Source organism: Terriglobus sp. RCC_193 (genome assembly GCF_041355105.1).
In the GTDB taxonomy this organism is placed as follows: domain Bacteria; phylum Acidobacteriota; class Terriglobia; order Terriglobales; family Acidobacteriaceae; genus Terriglobus.
The window spans coordinates 1607923-1629453 of the sequence record NZ_JBFUPK010000001.1; the positions used below are offsets into that span (position 1 = coordinate 1607923).

Here is a 21531-nt window from a genome sequence, read left to right on the forward strand (position 1 = left end):
TCATGACTCTGAACGGCTGGCTACAAATCGTGATCTTCATCGCAGCAGTACTGTTGCTGGCAAAGCCAGTGGGCAGTTATATGACAGCAGTTTTTGAACGTCGCAAAACTTTTCTTGACCCCATACTGGCACCGTGCGAACGCATTCTTTACCGGGTTTCAGGGATCAATCCGGAAGAAGAGATGCACTGGACAAGGTATGGTCTGGCCATGCTGATCTTCAGCGCCGCGACCCTGCTTCTTACTTACGTTATCCAGAGAGTGCAAGCGTTCCTTCCATGGAACCCGCAACATCTGCATGGTGTCGAATCATCACTCGCCTGGAACACCGCAATCTCGTTCACAACCAATACCAACTGGCAGTCCTATACACCAGAAACGACCATGAGCTACCTCACGCAGATGCTCGCACTGGCGACTCATAACTTCTGGTCTGCTGCTGTGGGTCTCGCACTTGCCCTGGCATTCGTTCGCAGCATCGCACGTAAGGAAAGCAAGACCATTGGCAACTTCTGGTTTGATCTCACACGCGGCACGTTGTGGATTCTGCTTCCTCTTTCCCTTGTTCTTTCACTTCTGCTCGTCTCTCAGGGCGTCGTCCAGAACCTGAAGCCGTATGACACGGTGAAACTTGTGGAATCGCAAACAATCACCGGCAGCGATGGCAAAACATTCACGGTCACGACACAGAATATCGCGCAGGGACCAGTTGCTTCGCAGGAAGCCATTAAGATGCTTGGCACAAATGGCGGCGGCTTCTTCAATGCCAACAGCGCCCATCCATTTGAAAACCCAACCCCTCTCTCAAACTTCTTAGAGATGTTGGCAATCTTCTTATTGCCTGCCGGGCTTTGTGTCACGCTGGGCCAGATGGTCAAAGCTCCGAAGCATGGATGGGCGATCCTGGGCGCGATGACAGTGCTATGGTTTGCCGGAACATTTACTACCTATTGGGCCGAGTCCCACGGCAATCCGCTTATTCACAATGTCGATGCCAAAGTCTCGCAACTGCAATCCGGTGGCAACATGGAGGGCAAAGAAGTACGTTTCGGCATCACAAATTCCGCTCTGTTTGCTGCTGTCACAACCGATGCAAGCTGCGGCGCCGTGAACAGCATGCATGACAGCTTCACACCGCTTGGTGGTTTGGTACCGATGACAAACATCCTGTTAGGTGAAGTTGTCTTCGGAGGTGTGGGAGCGGGCCTATATGGCATGTTGGTGTTTGTCGTTCTAGCGGTCTTCATAGCAGGACTCATGGTGGGCAGAACGCCGGAGTATCTCGGGAAAAAAATCGCAGCCTTCGATGTGCAGATGGCCATGCTCTATCTGCTGATCTTTCCGCTGATCATTCTGGGATTTGCCGCAGTCTCCGTCCTGACGCCCAATCTGGGCCTGAGCAGCCTGGCAAATCACGGGCCGCATGGCCTGAGCGAAATCCTCTATGCCTACGCATCCGCAACCGGCAATAACGGATCTGCCTTTGCGGGCTTGAGCGCCAATACCCACTGGTACAACTACACGCTCGGCATCGCGATGTTCTTCGGCCGCTTCATGATGATCATTCCGATGTTGGCCCTTGCCGGGAATCTTGCGAATAAGAAGATCGTCCCTGCATCTTCAGGAACGTTTCCAGTGACCACACCGCTGTTCACCATTCTTCTTATTGGCGTGATCCTGATCGTGGGCGCACTCACCTTCTTCCCTGTCCTTTCGCTTGGCCCCATCCTTGAACATTTGTTGATGCGTGCCGGCCAACTCTTCTAGCTGAGAAAGAGATACGAAGTATGCCTAGTCAAGCAAAACGTCGCTCCTTGTTCGACCCACATATCATGCGTCGTGCGGTACGGGATGCGCTTGCGAAGCTCCATCCGCGCGTTATGATGAAAAACCCGGTCATGTTCGTTGTGGAACTGGGTAGCATCCTCACCACCGTACTGCTCTTCGTCAGTATGTCCACACATGATGGCCACTTTCGTTTCAACTTACAAATCACGCTTTGGCTGTGGTTCACCGTGCTATTCGCGAATTTTGCAGAAGCTATGGCGGAAGGTCGCGGCAAAGCACAAGCAGACGCTTTGCGTCAGGCTAAGTCAGAGACAACGGCTCATCGAATTTCAAAATCAGGCGTTCTCGAAGAAGTTCCCAGCTCTCATCTACGGTCAGGTGATGTCGTCCGAGTTAAAGCGGGACAGATGATTCCTGGCGATGGCGAAGTCACAGAAGGTGCAGCCTCCGTCGACGAATCTGCTATCACGGGCGAATCCGCACCGGTGATTCGAGAAGCTGGCGGAGACCGATCCGCCGTAACCGGAGGCACCCGTGTACTGTCAGACATCCTCACCGTCCGCATTACATCCAACCCAGGCGAGACGTTTATCGATCGCATGATTGCGCTCGTAGAAGGTGCGGAACGTCAGAAGACACCGAATGAAATCGCATTGAACATTCTACTTGCAGGACTCACCATCACCTTCCTGCTTGCGGTCGTTACTCTGCAACCATTCGCGATCTATTCCAGTGCGCCGCAGACGGCTTTCGTGCTTATTTCACTTCTGGTCTGCCTTATTCCCACCACGATTGGCGGCCTGCTTTCCGCGATTGGCATTGCCGGTATGGATCGTCTGGTACAACACAACGTACTGGCAACATCAGGCCGGGCGGTGGAAGCGGCTGGCGACGTGAACACCCTGCTGTTGGATAAGACCGGCACGATCACCATAGGCAACCGGCAGGCGTCCGAATTTGTACCGGCACCCGGCGTTACTGCGGAACAACTTGCAGATGCGTCCCAGCTTTCTTCTCTCTCCGACGAAACTCCGGAAGGACGTTCTATCATTGTACTTGCGAAAGAGCAGTACAACCTTCGCGGCCGTGAACTAAGTGAACTGCACGCAGAGTTCGTTCCCTTCTCCGCAATGACGCGTATGAGCGGCATCGAAGTGGAAGGCCGCTCCATTCGCAAGGGTGCTGTGGATGCGATTACCCGCTATCTCTCCGAACACAATTCCTCCATGCCGGAGCCCGTTCGTGTTGCGGTGGAAGAGATCGCGCGAAAGGGTGGAACTCCACTTGTCGTGGCTGAAAACGGCCGCGCACTTGGCGTCATTCATCTGAAGGATGTGGTCAAAGGCGGCATGAAGGAGCGCTTTGATCACCTGCGAGCCATGGGTATTCGCACCATCATGATTACCGGTGACAATCCTCTAACAGCAGCCGCGATTGCGCGGGAAGCTGGTGTCGATGACTTTCTTGCCGAGGCAAAGCCAAAAGACAAAATGGACCTGATCAAGCGCGAGCAATCTGAAGGCAAGCTCGTTGCAATGACTGGTGATGGGACAAACGACGCACCTGCACTCGCTCAGGCAGACGTAGGTGTTGCCATGAACACCGGAACGCAGGCTGCAAAAGAAGCTGGCAACATGGTCGATCTGGATTCCAACCCAACGAAGCTCATCGAAATCGTCGGTATCGGAAAGCAGTTACTCATGACGCGTGGCGCACTTACCACCTTCTCTATCTCGAACGATGTGGCAAAATACTTCGCGATTATTCCGGCGATGTTTGCTGGCGTGTTCCCTGTATTGAATGCACTCAACATTATGCATCTGCACAATGCGGAATCGGCTGTTCTATCTGCCGTGATTTTCAATGCGCTGGTCATTGTCGGATTGATCCCGCTCGCCTTGCGTGGTGTGAAGTATCGTCCCATGTCGGCAGCGGCTCTTCTTCAGCGCAATCTCATCGTCTATGGCCTGGGCGGAATCATCGTTCCGTTCATCGGAATCAAGCTGCTGGATATGGTCATCGTTGCACTGCACCTGGCGTAGTGCCAGAGACTGGAATCGCTCATGAAACTCGTACGCATCGCATGTATCTACACCGTGGTTACGGCATTTCTTCTTGGCATTGCATACCCCCTTGCCATCACCGCCATCGCTCAACTCATAATGAAGGGAAAAGCGAACGGGCAGATGGTGACACGGAATGGTGAAACCATCGGCTCGGCAATCATTGGACAACCCTTCACTGGCGATAACTACTTTCACAGCCGCCCTTCTGCAGCGGGTACCGGCTATGATGCGACTGCTTCCTCCGGATCAAACTATGGCCCTACCAATAAGTCATTAACGGATCGAGTCGCAGCAAGTGTCAAGACTGAGTCCGCGGGCTATCCCATACCAGTGGATCTGGTGACAGCTTCGGCGTCGGGCCTGGATCCCGATATCACTCCCGCCGCCGCGTATTATCAGGCTCCGCGTATTGCGCAACAACGTCACATCTCACAGGACATGATCAGCGCCCTGATCGCGCGACAGATTCAGCCACGGCAGCTTGGCATTCTGGGAGAACCACGAGTCAATGTTCTTGCATTGAATTTGGCTCTTTCGCAGATCCCTGGAAATGCCGCTCGGTAATCGTGTTACAGGTGCGTGGCCCTGTTTCCAGGGCCACGCACAGAAGATTAGAAGTAAGTAGGCACGGCTTCCAGGACGTTATAACTTTCGTCCACCATCGCGACATAGCGCCACTTATCAAAAGTAAGACAGGGATGCGATATCTCAAACCCAAGCATGTCTCCTACCTTGATATCGGCATCCTCCGGTATTTGAAGATACGCATGCTGATCCATTAGCTTGATGGTCTCCCATGCGGAAGAAGCGCGTACCGGATCCTGATGCGTACCAGGACGGAAATGCCAAACGGCTACAGGTAATCCCGCGTCAAACGCAACATCGCGTTTCCCCATCCCTACAATGGCAAGCCCCGGCTCCGGCACCGACTGCACATAGGCCCATACTTCAAGTGCGGATTGCAGCGTCGCACCGCGCTCAGCATCCACCTCTCTCGCAATGCTATTTCGCTGCCCGATCTCCTGCTGCGCAACGCGATAAATACCCGCGTCTGAGGTCAGATAACATCCGGGCCGCAGAACGACATCGACCTCGTCTCGCACAGGTGCAAAGACATCCGCAACCACGTCATACCAGGCAGACCCTGCGCCGCTCAGGATTACTCGTTCCCCCTGCGCAAAGGCTTCCTGCTTCTGCAATTGCTTCACAGTGTCCACAGCCCGGCCAAGATATTCCCGGATACCAGCTTCGTCCTTCAACACACCTTCGTAGACCTCAACACCGCAAAGCAGCAGGCTCCCCTGCCATTGCGCAATAGCATCCACCACAGCCTGCGTCTGTTCGTCCGTTCGAGTACCGGTTCGGCCACCATTGACACCCAGTTCCACTAGCACACGAAGCTGCTGCCCTTTGCCCTGAAAAAACAAGCCGAGTTGATGGACCAGATCCGGTGAATCCACCAACGTATAGAAGATCGCCCCCTCGGCTATGATGTCGCTTACAAATTCGAAATTGGCGCGCCCCACCAGCTCATTCGCCATCAGAATGCGCCGCACGCCATGAGCATGAGCAACCACACACTGCTGCGCCGTGGCCAGCGTAATGCCCCATGCGCCGGCATCCATCTGGCGGCCGAACAGCTTGGCAGCCATGGTCGTTTTGCCATGCGGCGCCAGAGATACGCCGTATTTCTGCACAAATTCCACCATCCAGCGGAGGTTGTGCTCCATCCGAGGCTTCACCAAAACCGCGGCAGGCAGGCTCAGATCCTCGCGCAGAACGTTCCATCCGCGCGCCCCCACCGCTTCAATCTCTTCCGTGGTCCTTAGACCACCAAACCCTTTAGGGAAAATCTGTTCGCTGGCCAAGCTGCCTCCACATTTGCGATGCTTTATCTGTGACTAACTTTGAGCATATCGTCGACGACCAGATCCAGACCAGCAGAGGCCACCATGCCAGAATGTGATCTGTTGATTCGTGGCGCACTTCTGATCGACGGCAGCTGCGACGCTGCCCGCGAAAGCGACATTGCAGTACACGCAGGACGCATCGCGTGCATCGACGCAGATAGTACATGGCGCTCCGAAAACACGGTCGATGCGAAAGGACTCGTGTTGTCGCCCGGCTTCATCGATACGCACACTCACGACGACACCAGCGTCATTGAGACGCCCGCCATGCTACCAAAGCTGACACAGGGAGTCACCACGGTTGTCGTCGGCAATTGTGGCATCAGCGCGTCGCCCGTGCTACCAGCAAATCCCCTGCCTGACCCGATGGAATTACTGGGTAAGCCGGCGATGATGCAGTATCGCAGCTTCGCGGACTATGTTCATGCGGTCAACGCAGCCAACCCGTCCGTTAATGTCATGGCATTGGTAGGCCACACCACATTGCGCGCAAATCATCTTGACCGACTGGATCGAGCGGCTACAGAGAACGAAGTCAACGCAATGCGCGCACAGTTGCAGGACGCTCTTGAACACGGCGCGCTCGGGCTAAGTACAGGCCTTGCGTATCTTTCTGCATATTCTGCCACGTTGGACGAAGTGCTTGGCGTAGCCGAACCACTGGGCAATGCAGGCGCTATGTACGCAACACACATGCGTAGCGAGACCGCTGCCATTCTGGATGCAATGGAAGAAAGCTTTGCCGTTGGACGCGCTTCACAGTCCGTGCCTGTATTGATCTCGCATCTGAAGTGCGCAGGTCCTGACAATTGGGGTCGCACAAGTGATGTTCTCGCACTGCTGGACAAGGCACGCGCAAGACAGATAGTCCATTGTGATTGTTATCCCTACACCGCCAGCAGCAGTATGCTTGATCTTCGCCAGGTGGATGAGCGCATTGAGATTCGCATTACGTGGAGCGAGCCACACCCGCAGGTTTCCGGTAAATCTCTTGCAGAGATTGCAGCAGAATGGAACAAAACGCAACTGGAAACGGCGAAAGCATTGATGCCCGCAGGTGCTATTTACCACAACATGTCGCCGGAGGATGTAAAGCGCGTTCTTCGGCATCCCGCGGTCATGGTCGGAAGTGATGGGCTTCCGCATGATCCGCGGCCGCATCCACGTTTGTGGGGAACGTTTCCGCGAGTTCTTGGATACTATAGTCGCGAGGAACAACTCTTTGACCTTCCCACCGCCGTTCATAAGATGACAGGGCTCTCAGCGCAGACGCTCGGGCTGCGTGATCGAGGAATGATTCGTAAAGGTTTTGCTGCGGATCTTGTTCTCTTCGATCCTGCAATTGTGCGCGATGCGGCAACATGGACGGATTCTACGCAGCCCAGCATCGGCATTCATCATGTGTGGGTCAACGGGATACCTTCCATCACAAACGCTACAGTGACAACACAACGCGGCGGCAAGTTCCTGCCGCGACAATCGCATACAGCATGAACCATTTGCAACAGGAGAAGGTATGAGCATCAAGCGTTACGGAGTGGAAGGCGGCAAAGGACAGGGCGGTTCGCACATGCCCTTTGCACGAGCAGTAGAGGCAAACGGCTGGCTGTTCGTCAGTGGCCAGGTCCCCATGGTGAACGGAGAAGTGATTGTGGGCAACATCGTTGCACAGTCGCATCAGGCTATCAAGAACATGATGGCCATTGTGGAAGAAGCAGGCTACGGCCCGGAGCACATTGTCCGCTGCGGTGTATGGCTTGACGATGCGCGCGACTTCGCCGCATTCAACGGCGTCTTCCGCCAGTACTTCGGCGAAAATCCTCCGGCACGCGCATGCGTGGAAACAAAGATGGTAGTGGATTGCAAGGTCGAGATCGACTGCGTCGCTTATAAGGCTCCTGCCAAGTAAGGATGATGACCGACACCCACTCGATTCTCCTGCTCAGCGCCGCAGCTATTTCGGTCGTTGTGTTGATCGTGCTCATCGTGTGGGTGCGGTTAAATCCGTTTCTTACGCTTGTCCTATGTTCTATTGGGCTTGCTATCGCCTCAGGCATGCCCCTGCCTAAAGTCGTCTCTTCTTTTGAAACTGGCCTGGGCAACACACTCGGTCACGTTGCCATTGTGGTGGCGCTTGGCACCATGCTCGGAAAGATGCTTGCAGAGTCGGGTGCTGCAGAACGCATTGCTCAGAGTTTGGTGGATGCATTCGGGCCACGCCACGTTCCGTGGGCCATGCTGTGCGCCGGTATTCTTGTTGGTATCCCCGTATTCTTTGAGGTCGCACTCGTCCTGCTGATGCCGCTCGCTTACAACGTGGCGCAAAAGACGGGCCGCTCGCTTGTCACCACGTTGCTTCCCATGGCCGCAGGCGTTGCGATGGTGCACGGTCTCCTGCCGCCCCATCCTGCGGCATTGATGGCAGCAACCGCATTTCATGCAGACCTCGGCAAGACTATCGGATGGGCCCTGCTCGCAGGCATCCCGGCTGCAATTCTTGCAGGCCCCGTCTGGTCCAGCTTCATCTCGAAACACATCGCCGCACCGCAACACACAGCACTGAGCGATGCATTTGTACATTCCAACCAGGAACGCGAGCTTCCATCATTTCTCACCAGTGTCTCGATGATCCTTCTGCCCGTAGCGCTGATGCTGGTTGGCAGTTGGGCAGATAAATTCACGGCTACTGGAAGCCGCCCAAATCTCATTTTGCATTTCCTCGGCAACGCCGATGTAGCCCTTCTGATCGCAACACTCTTAAGCCTGTATCAGCTTGGTCTCCGCCGCGGATTCGCACGCGACCAGTTACTTTGCTTTACGAATGAGTGTCTCGCGCCTACAGCCACAGTGACATTGCTGGTCGGCGCGGGCGGCGGCTTTGGGCGCGTTCTCATCGATAGTGGCGTCAGCAGCGTGCTGCTTGGTTATGCATTGAAAACACATGTCCCTTTGCTCCTCCTGGCGTGGTTACTCGCAACCTTCATCCGCCTTGCAACTGGATCGACGACGGTTGCCATGGCCACTGCCAGCAGCATAGTGGCTCCCATGGCGCTTGCCATAACAGGCGTTCGCCCTGAGTTCCTGGCCATTGCAACCGGTGCAGGAGCCACAGGGTTCTCGCATGTAAACGACGGAGGCTTCTGGCTGGTCAAGGAATATAGCGGCATGTCCGTTGCAGATACGTTGAAGTCATGGACAGTCGTAGAAACGATCCTGTCACTGGTCGCCTTTGGCGCGGTCTGCCTGCTGCAATGGGTACTTTAGCCAACGCATCATTGCACGCGAGATGCCAGAGCCAGTTATGCCTTTTGTGAGAGCTTCCGTTGCGGGTGGAGCGTGTTCCGGCGCGACGGAGGACGCAGACATTGGTAATTCCAAGGCAAGGACGACAACAAAGCCGGAGCGCGCTCCACACGCAACCCTCCGGGCTGGGTCCTGCGTTTCCGATGCCGGCGTTACTCCTCGCTAAGATACACCCGGTATCCCGCGCGACTCGCTCCTTGGCCTCGAAAACGCCGAATCCCAGCGGAAGCACTCACAAAAGACATAACTGGCTCTAGAGAAGTCCATGATCCTTCCGTCGATTCGACGTTGATTGCGTTCCATGAGTTCCATGCGATAACGCTGCCTCTTCAACAACTCTTGAATCTCAAGCGGATTTCCTCGAAACACCAGCTTTAGAAAAGTTGGGCCGCCAGATCATTGTGATCCGGCGGCCTTTATGCTTGTAGTGTTTCACGCGCGTTACTCGCCTTCGTGTGTTACCTGAATCCCAACAGAGGCAGTTTGCTGCGTGGGCTTTTCGGCCAGCAGCTTTTCGATCGTAGAAGTGAATTCCGCTTTCAACTCATCGTTGAAACGCCCACTCGCAGGCGATGCGAAGCCTGAGTGCACCGACTTCACGCGGCCATCACGCCCAATGAACAGCGTTGCGGGCCATGTGTTCAGATTGACCGCCTGCGGCACCTTTTCCCACATCTCAGCGGGCGCTCCAGCGATGAGATACGTGTAATCCACACCGTACTGTTTTACGAAAGCCTTCTCACGTTCCAGACCGCCCTGCTGCTCCGGCTCTTCGAAATCCAATGCGACAATCGCCAGTCCCTTGTCCCTGTACTTCTTGTCCAGCTGAACAAGATACTGCGCCTCATCATGGCAGTTCGGGCACCACGTACCAGTAACAACCGCAACAACTACCTTGTCCTTAAAGCGCGGATCGTCTTCGGAAATCAGCTTTCCATTCACGTCTGGAAAGTTAAATACAAATTTTTCGTTTGGATCGCGAACAGTTGTATGCGTGCTGTAATTCTCGGGCTGCGGCAGGCCCTTTGCTCGTGCAACGTCCTCCCGATAGGCCACAAGCTGCGGCGTGTAACGGCTATCAACAGGTGCTTCTTCGCCATACGCTTTGGCGCTCGTGGTCTTTAGAGCAGCAGGCTTTTGCGCTGAGAGCTTCGAACCAGGGTTCTGCTCCACAACAAGCGTGCCGTCGGCCTGCGGCGTAACTTCAATGACGCCCGGACGCGAACCGTCAAAATGGCTTAAGCGCCACTTACCATCATGAAATGTACCGGTATACGCGCCTGTATCTCCGTCGACACGAAGGATCGTTGCTGCAATCTCAGCACCTCGCTGCTCCACGATGAAGTGAAAAGCCTTTTCACCCTTTGAAGAAGGTGTCTCCAGCGGCAGAATATAGGAGCCACCAACCTGCGGCACGTTCGAGACATTCACCTTCGCATCCACATGACGTGTGGCCTTGAACTGATAAGCCGCAGTCGATGCGCGATTCTGTGTGGAGACATCGCCCGCAAGCTGATCACCGTTCAACTTAGCGTGAATGGCCGTGAGGTAGTGATCGATATTAAGTGTCAATTCATTGTTTGCAAAGGATCCGCCAGTCGTGCTGTCGAACGGTTCAAATCCGTTATAAAACGTACCTTTCACACCGTTTCCGTCTCCGGAGATATCCAGCCGGAATGGAACTGTTTCTCCATTCGGCCGGACCAGTGCAGCGTCCCATCGGCCGTCAATGGATTTTGGTGCGCTTTGTGCCAACGCTGCGGTTGTGCCCAGTCCTGCCAAGGCAATCGCAACACCTGTGTATTTCAGCATCGTCTTCATAGTGACCTCGCGAGTGGTTGATACAACGTGGTGTGTCTTAGCCATGAATATGACTCGAGCCAACTGGCTGAGTCGCAATTCGCAGGCGCCTGGATTGTGCGTAGCTCCGCCATTCCTCTGGCAGCCCACGCTTTGTAGCCAGCAGAATTTCCAAGGCCGCACGCTTTGCTTCCGGGCTTATGCCCGCAAAGTCCTGGCTCTGGTCTTCGCCGGTTAACACTTGAAATAGCCGGTGATACACATATCCCTTTGCCGGCTCCGGAATGTTGTCAAATGATTCCGTGTAGATGAGATAGCTGCACGGATAGCGGAAGGTATGCACCTTCAAGTCAAAGTCGCGCAGCGAACGCCCTTTCGAATCTCGCGGCCCGTGCGCTGCAAAATCACGCGCGAAGTCAGACTTTGCATCTGCATCAAAGCCAAAACCTGCAAGCGATGCCTCGTTTGCGAATACGAGATAGCGCACCAATTGCTCCGCAGGACGCTCATACTGTTGGCGAGTACTTTCTGTGAGAGAAGCCGCATCTACGGACTTACCGCCGTTTGTTTTCGCAGCCTGAAACTCTGCAATACGCACGCGGTAGTTCGTAAGCGTGATCAAGTTATGCGCCTGCGTCTGATGCGCCAGGACCAGATGTGCAACAACATCGCTGTCCGCGGTGAGATAACTCTTCTTGTCGAACTTCGCTGCGATCGGTGTCAGCCTTTCGTCACCGGCATTGTCACCATCTGGCACAACAGCATTGCCAATCGACAGATCAGGCGCGGAACTGAACTTTCCTGTCACATACCATCCGCCCCAGCGGTTCTTGATCTCGCTTTCCTGATCTGTGATGAAGGACCTTGTACTGGTCGCCTGGGTCCCTGTCGACGTTGGATAGATGGACCGCAGCAGCACACCCGGCACGCCGCGTGTTCCAGCGGCAATGTGGCATTGCGTGCAATCAAGTTCTGCGCGTTCAAATTTCGGCTTCTCCACCTGGTGTTCATCCAGAAGGTAGAAGATCGCTCCCTGCATTGGATCAAAAGAAACAACTTCAATCGCCTTTCCTTCATGCACCTGACCAATGTAGACATCGTCGTTGAAATACAGCGCTCGCGGATTTTCCGGAGAAATTTTCTTATATTGAAAACTCGTCTTGGAAAACACCAGCGTCTGCGAGTCGAGGGGGATGCTCAACTCCTTCAAAACGGAACGAAGATAGCCATGTTCAGGCTCATAGCTCAATTTCGCTTCGCCGCTGTCCAGACGCTGCTGCAGCTTTGCGACGGGATCGTTAACATTGTCGGAACGATAGTTGATGGGCGCATCGCTGAAAGGAACGTACCCCTGGTTCTTCACTGCGATCTGCGCTTTCGATAACAACAATGCTGCGCCCGCAATCACAAGTGGCATCACAATGCTCTGCAGGCGCTTACCAACTGATCGTTTGTTCTTCATGTCCCCGTTCCTGCCTTTCATCTCGCAGACTCTTATCCAGCAAAAGAAAATCCACCCCTGGCCAATGCCGGGTGGATTTTAGACTGCAAGGTGCAATGAATTGCAGCCAGCAGAAAGCCCGCTCCAGCATGAGCTGACGAGCGGGCGGCGGCGTTATCTGTACGCAACCTTATGGCGCGCGCATACGCTTCACTCTCTCGTCATACGTGTTGTAGATAGAACAACAACCTTTGCTCATAGCGATCCCTGTATTACCAACTGAAAGCAACTTAAGAAGCGTTTACCTTTGCCACTAAATGAATGGTTCGCGGTGGCATGCACGTTGTATCGCTGCACATCTGAAACCGAACCGCCAACGGAATCTCGCCCGATCCCTGCGTCGTGGATTTCACCGGAACGTTCAACAGGAAAGTTCCCATGAAGTATTCCGTATCAAGATTGAAACTTGCGTCGTGATGCTGGACCGGGTTGCTGCCTGTAATCGCTCCGTCCAGTGAGAAAGGTGTTCCTTGCTCCACGCGAATCACCAACGGCAACGGTCCACCGGGTGACTGCTTCGCTGAATACACGTGCCATCCATTCTCCACCTCTGCATGCAAAACGACGACATAGTCTCCTGCGTGCGCCGCCGGTTTCGCAGAAGCGCTCCACTGCACATTCCCCGGCCTCTGCGCAGCAGCGCCAACCGCAGAGATCAGAAGTAGTGTCAGTGCTGAAAGTACTTTGTTCATCTCAATTACTTCCCTTCAAATTGTGGGGGATGCATTTGTCCAAGATGGCAATTTCCGCATGTAATAGGCGGCGAATACTGCCGATCCCCCAGGGTGCCCAGATATTTTTCATTAATGTCCTGGGTCATACGCATCATCGCGCGGGCTGTCTCTTTCCTTGGATTCTCATCCGACGCATAGTTCACCTGTTTCGAATCCGGATCCTGGTCATGGCAAAAGCTGCAATCCACACCGAGATCCTTCTGCATCTGCGCCATACGTGTATAGACATCCGGCAGTGATGAGCCCTTTGGCAATACTTTCAGGTTTGTTGGCTTTGGGAGCGCCGCAGTTTGAGCGTACGGTCCACCTTCTGCATGGAGATAGCCAACCGCCCCCTTCGCCAAAAACAAAATACCGAGCACGCCTGCCGCAAACCACGGCCCGCTGCGCAATTGCATCATTGCGCCTTCACAACCTGACCGCGGATCTCACCACCTGGGTTCGCTGACGTATGCAGGTTGAAGTACCACTTGCCATCCAGCAGATCCTTTGCCTGATCCGCGGTCACACTGGCAGTCCCGTCAACAGGACTATCGAACGGCGCCTTCACTGGGACCTGAGGCTTTGCATTCGTGCCGGGTGCCGCAGGGCCATGAAAATGTGCGGCGACGACAGGTCCCGTTAATCCCTGGTACTCCACGTGATACTTCAATGTATTCGTATCCGTATCCAACGTTGCCGTCAACGTTCCCGTCCCCGAAACCTGTTTCGCAGGAACTTCTTCGCCACCGGTAAGGGCAGCCCTCAGCTTGATGGATTCTGCGTGCAGTGAAAGTGACGCAAAACCGAGTGCAACCGTTGCTGCCAGTACCTGAATTTTTCTCATTCTTTCTCTCCTTACTAGTTTGTTTTGCTTACTAACCGCACGACACCGCGGATTTCGCCTTCTGGGTGTTTCTCGGTTGTCACATTGAAATACCAGCGGCCCGCCAACAACTCCTGCTCTTCCTCTTGGTCGAGCCACGCTGTTCCCGTGACTAGCCTTGCATCTGGCCGCGGCGCTGCCACTGTGGCCCAGCCAGCCCGATCAATCGCAGCCGCAGAAAAGAACTTCGCATTCGTGGCCGGTCCGGAAAGATTGAGAAAGCGTGCGTTAAATCGCAATACATGGGTTTCAGAATCGTACGTTCCAGTTACATCTCCACTGGCGGGTTCGCTGTTGCTTGGCAACGCGATCGCGCCATCAAGATCAGCCTTCAATGCATACACTTTTACGAGTGGCGTGGAAGACGAGGCAAGGCCACTCTTTCTTCCACTTGCCGATATCGGATTCGCAGCCAGCACAAGTGCCAGGGCCACGGTGAATATGGGAAATCGCTGAGTCGATGACATGAAATCACCTGCGCATTGCAATGCCAAAGCGGTGAATTGCGATGAAGCCTGCAGCCGCTCAAATACGGAAGCAGTTGGCATTCATGGATGTAAAGGAAGCGAAACTCGTAGGCGCACGGCGCTCTACCTATAGGTGAAGACCTATCGGGAGCAACAACAAAGCTGCGACAGAGTACGCATGAGAGAAACGTTAACACATGCGTCACAGATGTCAAGTCTACGGATTATCGCAAAGCCTCCTGAAGAGGCAAGGATTAAGTTTTTGTTGTTCTATTTCAGATCGTAACTGAAAGAAAAATAAAGCCTCAGCGAAGCGGTCATCCAATAGCAAACGTCTCTTTCAAGAAAACATCTACTTGACGCCCCGCAAGCGGGTGTTTACTTTTAACCTTATGCACATTGCATCCAGACTGTGTTGTTGTTGCCGCTAACGCAGGCACCACACAGTCGTTTGTGCAGCCCGGACAGAACGGGTTCGTCTTCCGACCAAATTTTCTGATCACACCCACAACCTGATTTGAACGGAGTCTTCGTCATGAAGCTTTCTGGACGCGTACTCGCATCCTCCTTGGCTGCTGTGTCTCTTCTGCAGTTCACGCCTGCGCTATTTGCACAAACCTCATCCGCGAAACTGACAACAGGTGTATGGCAAGGCGTGGCAAAGGTGCGTGATACCGAAATTCCCATTACCATCCGTATTTCGCGTAATGGATCTAAGTTAGAAGCAGCGTTTCTCAATGGCCCTGCGACCAATCCTGATATCTCTCCTGCCAGTTCAGTAACGCTCGATGGCAATCATCTCGTAGCGTCATTCGATTACTTCGCGCGCACGCTTGACGCTACTGTAGACGGTGATTCGCTGACAGGAACCTATGGCGCAACGCATCCGGGCAAGCGCCCCGCGCCTCCCACGCCATTCACCGCAAAGCGCGTCGCGAAACTGTCGGATCCAACTTCATCGCCGAATGCTCCTAACATCTCCGGCTCCTGGGAGATTGCCACGAAGAGCAACAAGGGTGAAGGCGCATGGGAATTACGAATTGATCCGCCTACTGGGAAATCTCCTGTAATCAAAGCAGCCATTCAGCGTATTGACGGCGATACTGGCGGCCTATGGGGCACATGGAATGGAAACAGCTATACGCTGGGACATTTCACCGCAGCGGGTGGCGCAGCCTATTCCATAACGCCTCAGGCAGACGGAACGCTCATAGTGAAGAGCCTTCTTGGCGGAGTTCATGGCTCATCGCCTGAATTCACCGCACATCGGCCAGACGAAGCGCGGAAGCTCAATCTACCCACCCCTACCGACACAACGCAACAAACCTCCATCAAAGACCCCAATGCGCCACTCACCTTCAGCTTTCCTGATCTGAATGGCAAGGTGCTTTCTAATACCGATGCGCAGTTCCGTGGCAAAGTGGTCATCGTTGCGATAGGCGGCTCATGGTGCCCCAACTGCCACGACGAAGCTGGCCTTCTCGTGAGCCTGTATAAGCGCTTCCATTCCAAAGGGCTTGAGATCGTGAACCTTGACTTCGAACAGGGCGATCCGGAAACCGATACGTCTCGTCTGAAGGCCTTCGTCCAGCACTATGGCATCACCTATCCCGTGCTTCTTGCTGGAACAACCGATCAACTCAACGAGAAAATCCCACAGGGTGTCAATCTTAACTGCTGGCCTACTTCGTTCTTCGTTGGCCGCGATGGTCTGGTGAAAGAAACCCATGCAGGCTTTGCAGGCCCCGGCAACACCGCCGGCCACATTGCACTCGAACACGAAGTTACAGCCCTGGTAGAGAAGCTGCTTGCACAACCTGCTCCCAGCCAAAGCGCAAAGCTGAACTAAGACGAATGAAACGTAAAGACGGCGATCAGGATTTCCTGATCGCCGTCTTACTGCATGTGAACCCGGATCCACGAGATGTTTACGCTCTGCTCAGGAAAGGAATTCCGGATCCACTGGAATCTGAAGCGCATTGGCAAGCGAATTGGTATGGGCCGCCGTACTGACAACTGCAAGAAACTCACCGTACTGTTCCTCAGTAAGTCCCTTGGCACGCGCTGCAGCGGTGTGTGAATGCGTGCAATAGATGCAGCTATTCACGGTAGAGACTGCAATGTAGATCAGTTCTTTCGTGAGCGGATCGAGCGCCCCAGGCTCAATCATTACCTTCTTCACTCGCGCCCATGTCTGTTCCAACAGATCCGGTTGATTGGCAAGCGCTCGCCAGAAATTATTTACAAAATCTGATTTGCGGGTCGCCCGGATGTCATCAAATACAGCGTTGCACCTAGCGTCCGCTGCCACATCATCGTCTGTCCATAGTCGTACCGTAGCCATCTTCCAGTCTCCAATCTGCGTATGCAGGATGCCACATCTCCATCGCATCTTGTATTACCCCCAAGAAAGACTTGGCAGGTTTATGGCTTGTACTCACCCGTTGTCGTGCCTTGCTTGATCCAGCTCTCCTCTATCAAAACGGTTTTTATCCCGAGACGACGATACGTATAGCTTGCCATGATCTTTCCATTCGCAAGTTGCAGAACTGCTGGGTAGCTATATTCCATACGTTCCCCTTTGGGCAGTGGCCCATAACTATCGCGCGTCTCCATATCGCGGACATATTTCCATGTAACACCGCCATCGCTGGAGAGCGCAATCGACACAGGAACACGTTCGCCGGACTGGGTAACATGGCCGGGTTTATGTCCAGAGGTATTGTTAAATACCATGGCGATGTTCCCATCGCGGAGCTTCGCTGCCTGGATGGAGGCATTGTTATTCGGTAATGGCGTCGGCTCCGGAGCCGTCCAGTTGCAGCCATCGGTGGATGTTGAACGATGAATGAAGTCCGCAAAGCGGCTGCGGTAGAACGCTACATAACGTCCGGGTGCCTGCTTCACAATACTCATCTGCACCATGCCCTCAGACTTTGGAACCCTGCACTCCTTCCATGTCTGCCCTCCATCCGCACTTAATTTGACGACGGAATAGTTTGTTTCCGCACCCTTCGTAATGCCTGCGCTGGTTGAGTAGTAGATAGGAAGCAGAAGCTCGTTGTGCTCGCCCTGAACAAATGGTTGACGCGTGAATGCCCCAGCTTCTGGAAAAAGAACCACCGGCGCACTCCATGTTTTTCCACCGTCTTTAGAAACAGACTTAAGCACCTGTGCATCTGCCTGTCCTTTGCCTGCAGTTTGTGCTGTGTGCAGGATCCAGATCTCTCCGTTGGAAGCCTGATACGCAACAGGGTTCTGATAAGACTTGGCCAGATCATGGTCGACACGGACAGGCTTACCCCAAGTCATTGACCCTTTGGGAAGAATCGACGCAACAATGGCCACATCCGATTGCCCTTCGGCGGTTCCTGAAAACCATACACAGAGAAGATCGCCGTTCTTCAGTTGCAGCAGATTCGACGCGTGCGAAGACGCAAACAGTTTCGGAAGGAAAGCCGATTTGGCCCCCGGTAAATTCTTATCAGGAGACAGTTTCGCCGAAAGACCGTCAGGAGCTTCGATATTCGCTGTCGGCGATACGTATTTTTTCTGACTGTTCCCTGCAACACTCAATGAAGCCAGCAGCATGCCTGTAGCAACCCGATGCATCCTCATTTTCAGCACTCCTCGATTCATCATTCTTTAGACCGGAACATCGTATCCATCCGATCTAGCTCACGAAAACATGGAGACTCATTAACCTGTAATCTCCGCTCTTGAGAATGAAGCAGTAGATAAACTCGCCGCTGCGTGAAAGCATCCGTAATGTAGCGCGCCATTAGCATGTCATTCGGCAGGTTCAATCGAATTTCTGAGGGTTTGTCTTCGTGTTGAAAGCAAGTGTCATTTGTCTTCTGGCCCTGACCACCGGCAGGCTCTTTTCCCAATCGCCTCAAGCTGCGTATCAGCCAGCTCCTGCCTTAGCCACAGTTCCGGGCAAGATCGTGATTATTTCCCATCGCGGGGAACACCTCCACCATCCTGAAAATACACTCGTCGCATTTCTTGCCGCTGCTGACGCTGGCGCAGACTACATTGAGCTGGACGTGCGCACCACCTCTGACGGCAAACTGATTCTCATGCACGACAAAACGGTCGACAGAACAACCAATGGCACAGGCGACGTAAGGAACCATACCTTCAATGAAATTCGCTCATTGGACGCTGGCGCTAAGTTTTCGCCAGCATTTACTGGGACCAAAGTGCCCACTTTCGACGAAGCTCTTGATCTCGCACGCAACAGAATCAACGTCTATGTCGACACGAAAGATGCCGACCCGCAACAGGTTGTGGACACGATCGTTCGACACAGCATGCAGGATCACGTGATCATCTATGGCAATCCATTCCTGCTGTTTGAGGTCCATAAAATTCTGCCCGCCTTACGTTTGATGCCCGAGGCTCAGAATGCCGATGTCGCCCGTTTCCTTTTGCATTCCATGCCGCTTTCCGTCCTCGCATTCGACGCATCCGATTTTCAAAAACCGATTATTCAGGTTGCAAAGGAAGCGCATGCACAGGTATTTGTTGACCGTCTGAATGAAGCCGACACACCCGAGTTCTGGCAAAAAGCCATCGACGAAGGAGCCGATGGCATCCAGACAAACCGTCCAGAGGCGCTGGCCAACTACCTTCGCCAACACGGTCTGGCAACACATTAATGTCTTTGCAAACACCGCTGCCACGGCACGACCTAGACCGCTATTGGCACCTGTAACAATGGCAATCTTGGCTGGCAAGATTCATCTCCATCGCTAAGCTTCTTTCCTGCGTTGAATCGAAACTGAGATCGTTCTTGATCCTAAGTCAGCATGAGAAATGGTTACCTGTGCTTTGCCCTGCTGATTTGAGACAGAGCGCAACCATACAGCACCGACCGCACCTGAATCGGCAAGGTTGAACTCAGTATCGCCAACCAGTTTTCCGGTTCCAGTGTGCTGGACGCGGAGACTTCCTTTCGCGGAAGGCCTGCTATTCCCAAAGCGATCAGCCACTCCAAAGGAGATTCGCGTGCTGTCCACGCCGTCTGCGGCGATGGCCGCATCATCCCCCTCCAGCCACAGGCGGTCCTGCTCATGGCTCCCTTCAAAGGAGCGTGAGAGCAAGAGTTTTCCGTTCACATAGCCATCGATGCGCAGAACAGAGTGATCTACTTTTTCCCAGGGAAGGTTGCAGAAGAACGGAGCGTAAGCGAGCATCGCATAACTCTCTCGATCAGGATGAAGCGTTTGGAGCAAGACATCATCGAGGTACACGCGCAACTCTTCGCAGTTCGAAAAGATCGCGGCGCCGCCACTGGATGCATGCAACTCTGCGTCCCAATAGAAGCTTGGTTCAATCACCACTCGGATTGATGGCGAGACTTGCGACCGGTAGAACGACGCCCCCAACTTGGGAATACGGAATGTATCAACTACACCGGGGCACTTAACACCTTCGTAGGCGTTCATGGGACTGGCATAATCAAAACCGCACCAGGCAATAACACCTGCGTTCCGTGGATCTCGCGCGGCTCGATCATGTGCTTGCGCATGGAGAACCGCCTGTACGTTTTGCTCTTGCGGTATACCTGCTCTCCGATAGCGTCGTAGAAAGTTTTTGGCCGTGCCGTAAGAGAACTGCCCAACGGCTTCTGCGTTCATATACGGCACACCGGGCTGCGCGGGATCAATACCAACGCTTCCGTCAGGCGCCGCGTGATAGTCATCGAATGCAAAAATGTCTTCATGCCAATTCTCTTTCCAGTCCTTGCGCGAGGAAGGAGTCATGCTCCCCGAAGTAGGCCTCGTTGGATCAAGCTGCTGCGCCAAAGTACGCGTACGCTGATACAGCGCTGGATCATTTGCAGATTCATTAATCCTTGTTCCCCAAACGATGATTGAGGGGTGATGACGGTCGCGGCGGATCATTTCTTCGACATTCTGCACCGCGACTTCTTTCCAGGAAGAGTCTCCCAGGTATTGCCAGCCGGGAATCTCCTCCCACACCAGCAGGCCAAGTTCATCGCACGCATCCAGAAATGCGGTGGACTGAGGATAGTGTGAGCAGCGCACCACGTTGCAGTTCAGCGTGTGACGAAGATACTCCGCGTCGCGCCGCATCGCTCTCGGTGATGCTCCAAAGCCAACATACGGAAACAGTTCGTGGCGATTCAGCCCAAAGAGCCGTGTCTTCTTACCATTCAGGTAGAAGCCATCGAGTTCAAACTTTGCTTCGCGAAAGCCGATGGTCTTCGATTGTGTTTCGCTCTCGCGGTTACTGGAACGAAACGATACCTGGAGCTGATAGAGATGTGGATTTTCCGGGCTCCACAGCTCAATTTCAGATAACGAATCCAATGTCAACGACGCTTTGTTCTTGCCAGGCTTCAACTCCGCCTCGTGGGTTTCTTTCGCAAGAACAGACGTACCGTGTATCAGTTGCGCCGTGATTATTCCCTTGCCGACTTGCTTTGCGTCCAGTTCCACAACCACATCCACGGAAGGGTGACCACTCAGGACGTTGCGTGTCGTACTCCAGAAATCAACGATGGTTGTGGCTGGAACGGTGTGCAAAGTAACCAGCCCATTCAGTCCTCCAGGAAGAAAGTAGTCTACCGATGCGAACCCTTTAGGGGAACCGGAAGGCGGCACATTTACCCAGCGGGAATCCACCTCGAGCACCAGTTCATTCGATCCTGCGTGGACAGCATCCGTGATCTCACACGCGAATGGTGTGAAACCTCCCTGATGCGATGCAATGGTTTGCCCATTTATCTTTACGACCGTGTTGGCCAGAGCACGCTCCACATGCAGGAAATGTCTTACATCGGGCGATGTGGAGGGCACTCGCAATTCGCGCCGATAGGTCCACACTTTCTCCCACGATGCAGGCTCCCACTGGTGCCATGACAAGGGTACAGGCGTGTGGGGCAGCGTCGCATCATGCTCAATGACCTTGCCATCCACCGAAACTTCCCACGCATCTATCAACACAACTTCCGTGTGCGTCTTAGCACTCAGCGGCAAAGGAAATGCTTTCGGCAATGCAGTAGCGGCGAACACCGCGATGCCACTTGCAGCAAATTTTCTCCGGCTAAGAATCATCCAGCCTCCT

General features: G+C 53.9%; 18 protein-coding genes. 8 read left to right on the top strand and 10 right to left on the bottom strand.

Going from position 1 to position 21531, the window contains the following annotated elements; translation table 11 throughout:
• Window positions 1-2: 2 nt before the first annotated feature.
• Genes kdpA through kdpC form a run of 3 tightly spaced genes read left to right on the top strand, consistent with a single transcriptional unit; the run spans window position 3 to window position 4417 of the window.
• Window positions 3-1766, top strand: a complete 1764-nt coding sequence (gene kdpA, locus AB6729_RS06750) for a potassium-transporting ATPase subunit KdpA (protein ID WP_371080812.1) — start codon at window positions 3-5, stop codon at window positions 1764-1766.
• 20 nt (window positions 1767-1786) lie between these two features.
• Complete coding sequence (gene kdpB, locus AB6729_RS06755; protein ID WP_371080813.1) at window positions 1787-3829, top strand: potassium-transporting ATPase subunit KdpB; 2043 nt, start codon at window positions 1787-1789, stop codon at window positions 3827-3829.
• A gap of 21 nt (window positions 3830-3850) precedes the next feature.
• Complete coding sequence (kdpC, locus tag AB6729_RS06760) at window positions 3851-4417, top strand: potassium-transporting ATPase subunit KdpC (RefSeq protein WP_371080814.1); 567 nt, start codon at window positions 3851-3853, stop codon at window positions 4415-4417.
• A gap of 47 nt (window positions 4418-4464) precedes the next feature.
• Here the strand turns inward: kdpC and AB6729_RS06765 are convergent, their stop codons facing one another.
• Window positions 4465-5721, bottom strand: coding sequence for an amino acid deaminase (locus AB6729_RS06765; protein WP_371080815.1), 1257 nt, complete (start codon window positions 5719-5721; stop codon window positions 4465-4467).
• Window positions 5722-5805: 84 nt separating this feature from the next.
• Here AB6729_RS06765 and AB6729_RS06770 point away from each other — a divergent pair, with 84 nt between their 5' ends.
• The 3 genes from AB6729_RS06770 to AB6729_RS06780 are packed head-to-tail and all read left to right on the top strand — an operon-like array spanning window position 5806 to window position 9027.
• On the top strand, window positions 5806-7257 hold the full coding sequence (locus AB6729_RS06770) for an amidohydrolase family protein (protein ID WP_371080816.1): 1452 nt from the start codon (window positions 5806-5808) through the stop codon (window positions 7255-7257).
• A gap of 22 nt (window positions 7258-7279) precedes the next feature.
• A complete protein-coding gene (locus AB6729_RS06775) occupies window positions 7280-7672 on the top strand; it encodes a RidA family protein (protein WP_371080817.1) in 393 nt (130 codons plus the stop codon).
• A 2-nt stretch (window positions 7673-7674) separates the two neighbouring features.
• Window positions 7675-9027 carry a gluconate:H+ symporter gene (locus tag AB6729_RS06780; RefSeq protein ID WP_371080818.1) on the top strand — a complete coding sequence of 451 codons (1353 nt, stop codon included), beginning with the start codon at window positions 7675-7677 and terminating at the stop codon, window positions 9025-9027.
• Between the two features lie 480 nt (window positions 9028-9507).
• Here AB6729_RS06780 and AB6729_RS06785 read toward each other — a convergent pair whose 3' ends face one another.
• The 6 genes from AB6729_RS06785 to AB6729_RS06810 form a co-directional block, all read right to left on the bottom strand.
• Window positions 9508-10932, bottom strand: a complete 1425-nt coding sequence (locus tag AB6729_RS06785; protein ID WP_371080819.1) for a TlpA family protein disulfide reductase — start codon at window positions 10930-10932, stop codon at window positions 9508-9510.
• Complete coding sequence (locus AB6729_RS06790; protein WP_371080820.1) at window positions 10925-12328, bottom strand: hypothetical protein; 1404 nt, start codon at window positions 12326-12328, stop codon at window positions 10925-10927. Before AB6729_RS06790 ends, AB6729_RS06785 begins: the two co-directional genes overlap by 8 nt.
• A gap of 269 nt (window positions 12329-12597) precedes the next feature.
• The gene (locus AB6729_RS06795; protein ID WP_371080821.1) at window positions 12598-13059 is read right to left on the bottom strand and encodes a protein-disulfide reductase DsbD N-terminal domain-containing protein; all 462 of its coding nucleotides are present in this window, start codon (window positions 13057-13059) and stop codon (window positions 12598-12600) included.
• Window positions 13060-13064: 5 nt separating this feature from the next.
• The gene (locus AB6729_RS06800) at window positions 13065-13502 is read right to left on the bottom strand and encodes a c-type cytochrome (protein ID WP_371080822.1); all 438 of its coding nucleotides are present in this window, start codon (window positions 13500-13502) and stop codon (window positions 13065-13067) included.
• Window positions 13499-13927 (bottom strand): CHRD domain-containing protein, encoded by a 429-nt coding sequence (locus AB6729_RS06805; protein ID WP_371080823.1) that lies wholly within the window; start codon window positions 13925-13927, stop codon window positions 13499-13501. Before AB6729_RS06805 ends, AB6729_RS06800 begins: the two co-directional genes overlap by 4 nt.
• 14 nt (window positions 13928-13941) lie before the next feature.
• Window positions 13942-14433 carry a CHRD domain-containing protein gene (locus AB6729_RS06810; RefSeq protein ID WP_371080824.1) on the bottom strand — a complete coding sequence of 164 codons (492 nt, stop codon included), beginning with the start codon at window positions 14431-14433 and terminating at the stop codon, window positions 13942-13944.
• Window positions 14434-14968: 535 nt separating this feature from the next.
• Here AB6729_RS06810 and AB6729_RS06815 point away from each other — a divergent pair.
• On the top strand, window positions 14969-16282 hold the full coding sequence (locus AB6729_RS06815; RefSeq protein WP_371080825.1) for a TlpA disulfide reductase family protein: 1314 nt from the start codon (window positions 14969-14971) through the stop codon (window positions 16280-16282).
• 90 nt (window positions 16283-16372) lie between these two features.
• Here AB6729_RS06815 and AB6729_RS06820 read toward each other — a convergent pair whose 3' ends face one another.
• Together AB6729_RS06820 and AB6729_RS06825 are read right to left on the bottom strand one after the other, a co-directional pair.
• The gene (locus AB6729_RS06820; protein ID WP_371080826.1) at window positions 16373-16825 is read right to left on the bottom strand and encodes a carboxymuconolactone decarboxylase family protein; all 453 of its coding nucleotides are present in this window, start codon (window positions 16823-16825) and stop codon (window positions 16373-16375) included.
• A gap of 32 nt (window positions 16826-16857) precedes the next feature.
• Entirely contained in the window at window positions 16858-18051 is a 1194-nt protein-coding gene (locus tag AB6729_RS06825; RefSeq protein WP_371080827.1) for an exo-alpha-sialidase, read from the bottom strand.
• Window positions 18052-18263: 212 nt separating this feature from the next.
• Between AB6729_RS06825 and AB6729_RS06830 the strand changes: the two genes are divergently transcribed.
• Window positions 18264-19097, top strand: coding sequence for a glycerophosphodiester phosphodiesterase family protein (locus AB6729_RS06830; RefSeq protein WP_371080828.1), 834 nt, complete (start codon window positions 18264-18266; stop codon window positions 19095-19097).
• A 93-nt stretch (window positions 19098-19190) separates the two neighbouring features.
• Here AB6729_RS06830 and AB6729_RS06835 read toward each other — a convergent pair whose 3' ends face one another.
• Window positions 19191-21521, bottom strand: coding sequence for a glycoside hydrolase family 2 TIM barrel-domain containing protein (locus AB6729_RS06835; RefSeq protein WP_371080829.1), 2331 nt, complete (start codon window positions 21519-21521; stop codon window positions 19191-19193).
• Between the last annotated feature and the right edge of the window lie 10 nt (window positions 21522-21531).

What these genes read in the sequence shown, in the direction of transcription:
- kdpA (WP_371080812.1), top strand. Translation starts at nt 3, where the DNA reads ATGACTCTGAACGGCTGGCTACAAATCGTGATCTTCATCGCAGCAGTA.
- kdpB (WP_371080813.1), top strand. Translation starts at nt 1,787, where the DNA reads ATGCCTAGTCAAGCAAAACGTCGCTCCTTGTTCGACCCACATATCATG.
- kdpC (WP_371080814.1), top strand. Translation starts at nt 3,851, where the DNA reads ATGAAACTCGTACGCATCGCATGTATCTACACCGTGGTTACGGCATTT.
- AB6729_RS06770 (WP_371080816.1), top strand. Translation starts at nt 5,806, where the DNA reads ATGCCAGAATGTGATCTGTTGATTCGTGGCGCACTTCTGATCGACGGC.
- AB6729_RS06775 (WP_371080817.1), top strand. Translation starts at nt 7,280, where the DNA reads ATGAGCATCAAGCGTTACGGAGTGGAAGGCGGCAAAGGACAGGGCGGT.
- AB6729_RS06780 (WP_371080818.1), top strand. Translation starts at nt 7,675, where the DNA reads ATGATGACCGACACCCACTCGATTCTCCTGCTCAGCGCCGCAGCTATT.
- AB6729_RS06785 (WP_371080819.1), bottom strand. Translation starts at nt 10,932, where the DNA reads ATGGCTAAGACACACCACGTTGTATCAACCACTCGCGAGGTCACTATG.
- AB6729_RS06790 (WP_371080820.1), bottom strand. Translation starts at nt 12,328, where the DNA reads ATGAAGAACAAACGATCAGTTGGTAAGCGCCTGCAGAGCATTGTGATG.
- AB6729_RS06795 (WP_371080821.1), bottom strand. Translation starts at nt 13,059, where the DNA reads ATGAACAAAGTACTTTCAGCACTGACACTACTTCTGATCTCTGCGGTT.
- AB6729_RS06800 (WP_371080822.1), bottom strand. Translation starts at nt 13,502, where the DNA reads ATGATGCAATTGCGCAGCGGGCCGTGGTTTGCGGCAGGCGTGCTCGGT.
- AB6729_RS06805 (WP_371080823.1), bottom strand. Translation starts at nt 13,927, where the DNA reads ATGAGAAAAATTCAGGTACTGGCAGCAACGGTTGCACTCGGTTTTGCG.
- AB6729_RS06810 (WP_371080824.1), bottom strand. Translation starts at nt 14,433, where the DNA reads ATGTCATCGACTCAGCGATTTCCCATATTCACCGTGGCCCTGGCACTT.
- AB6729_RS06815 (WP_371080825.1), top strand. Translation starts at nt 14,969, where the DNA reads ATGAAGCTTTCTGGACGCGTACTCGCATCCTCCTTGGCTGCTGTGTCT.
- AB6729_RS06820 (WP_371080826.1), bottom strand. Translation starts at nt 16,825, where the DNA reads ATGCGATGGAGATGTGGCATCCTGCATACGCAGATTGGAGACTGGAAG.
- AB6729_RS06825 (WP_371080827.1), bottom strand. Translation starts at nt 18,051, where the DNA reads ATGAGGATGCATCGGGTTGCTACAGGCATGCTGCTGGCTTCATTGAGT.
- AB6729_RS06835 (WP_371080829.1), bottom strand. Translation starts at nt 21,521, where the DNA reads ATGATTCTTAGCCGGAGAAAATTTGCTGCAAGTGGCATCGCGGTGTTC.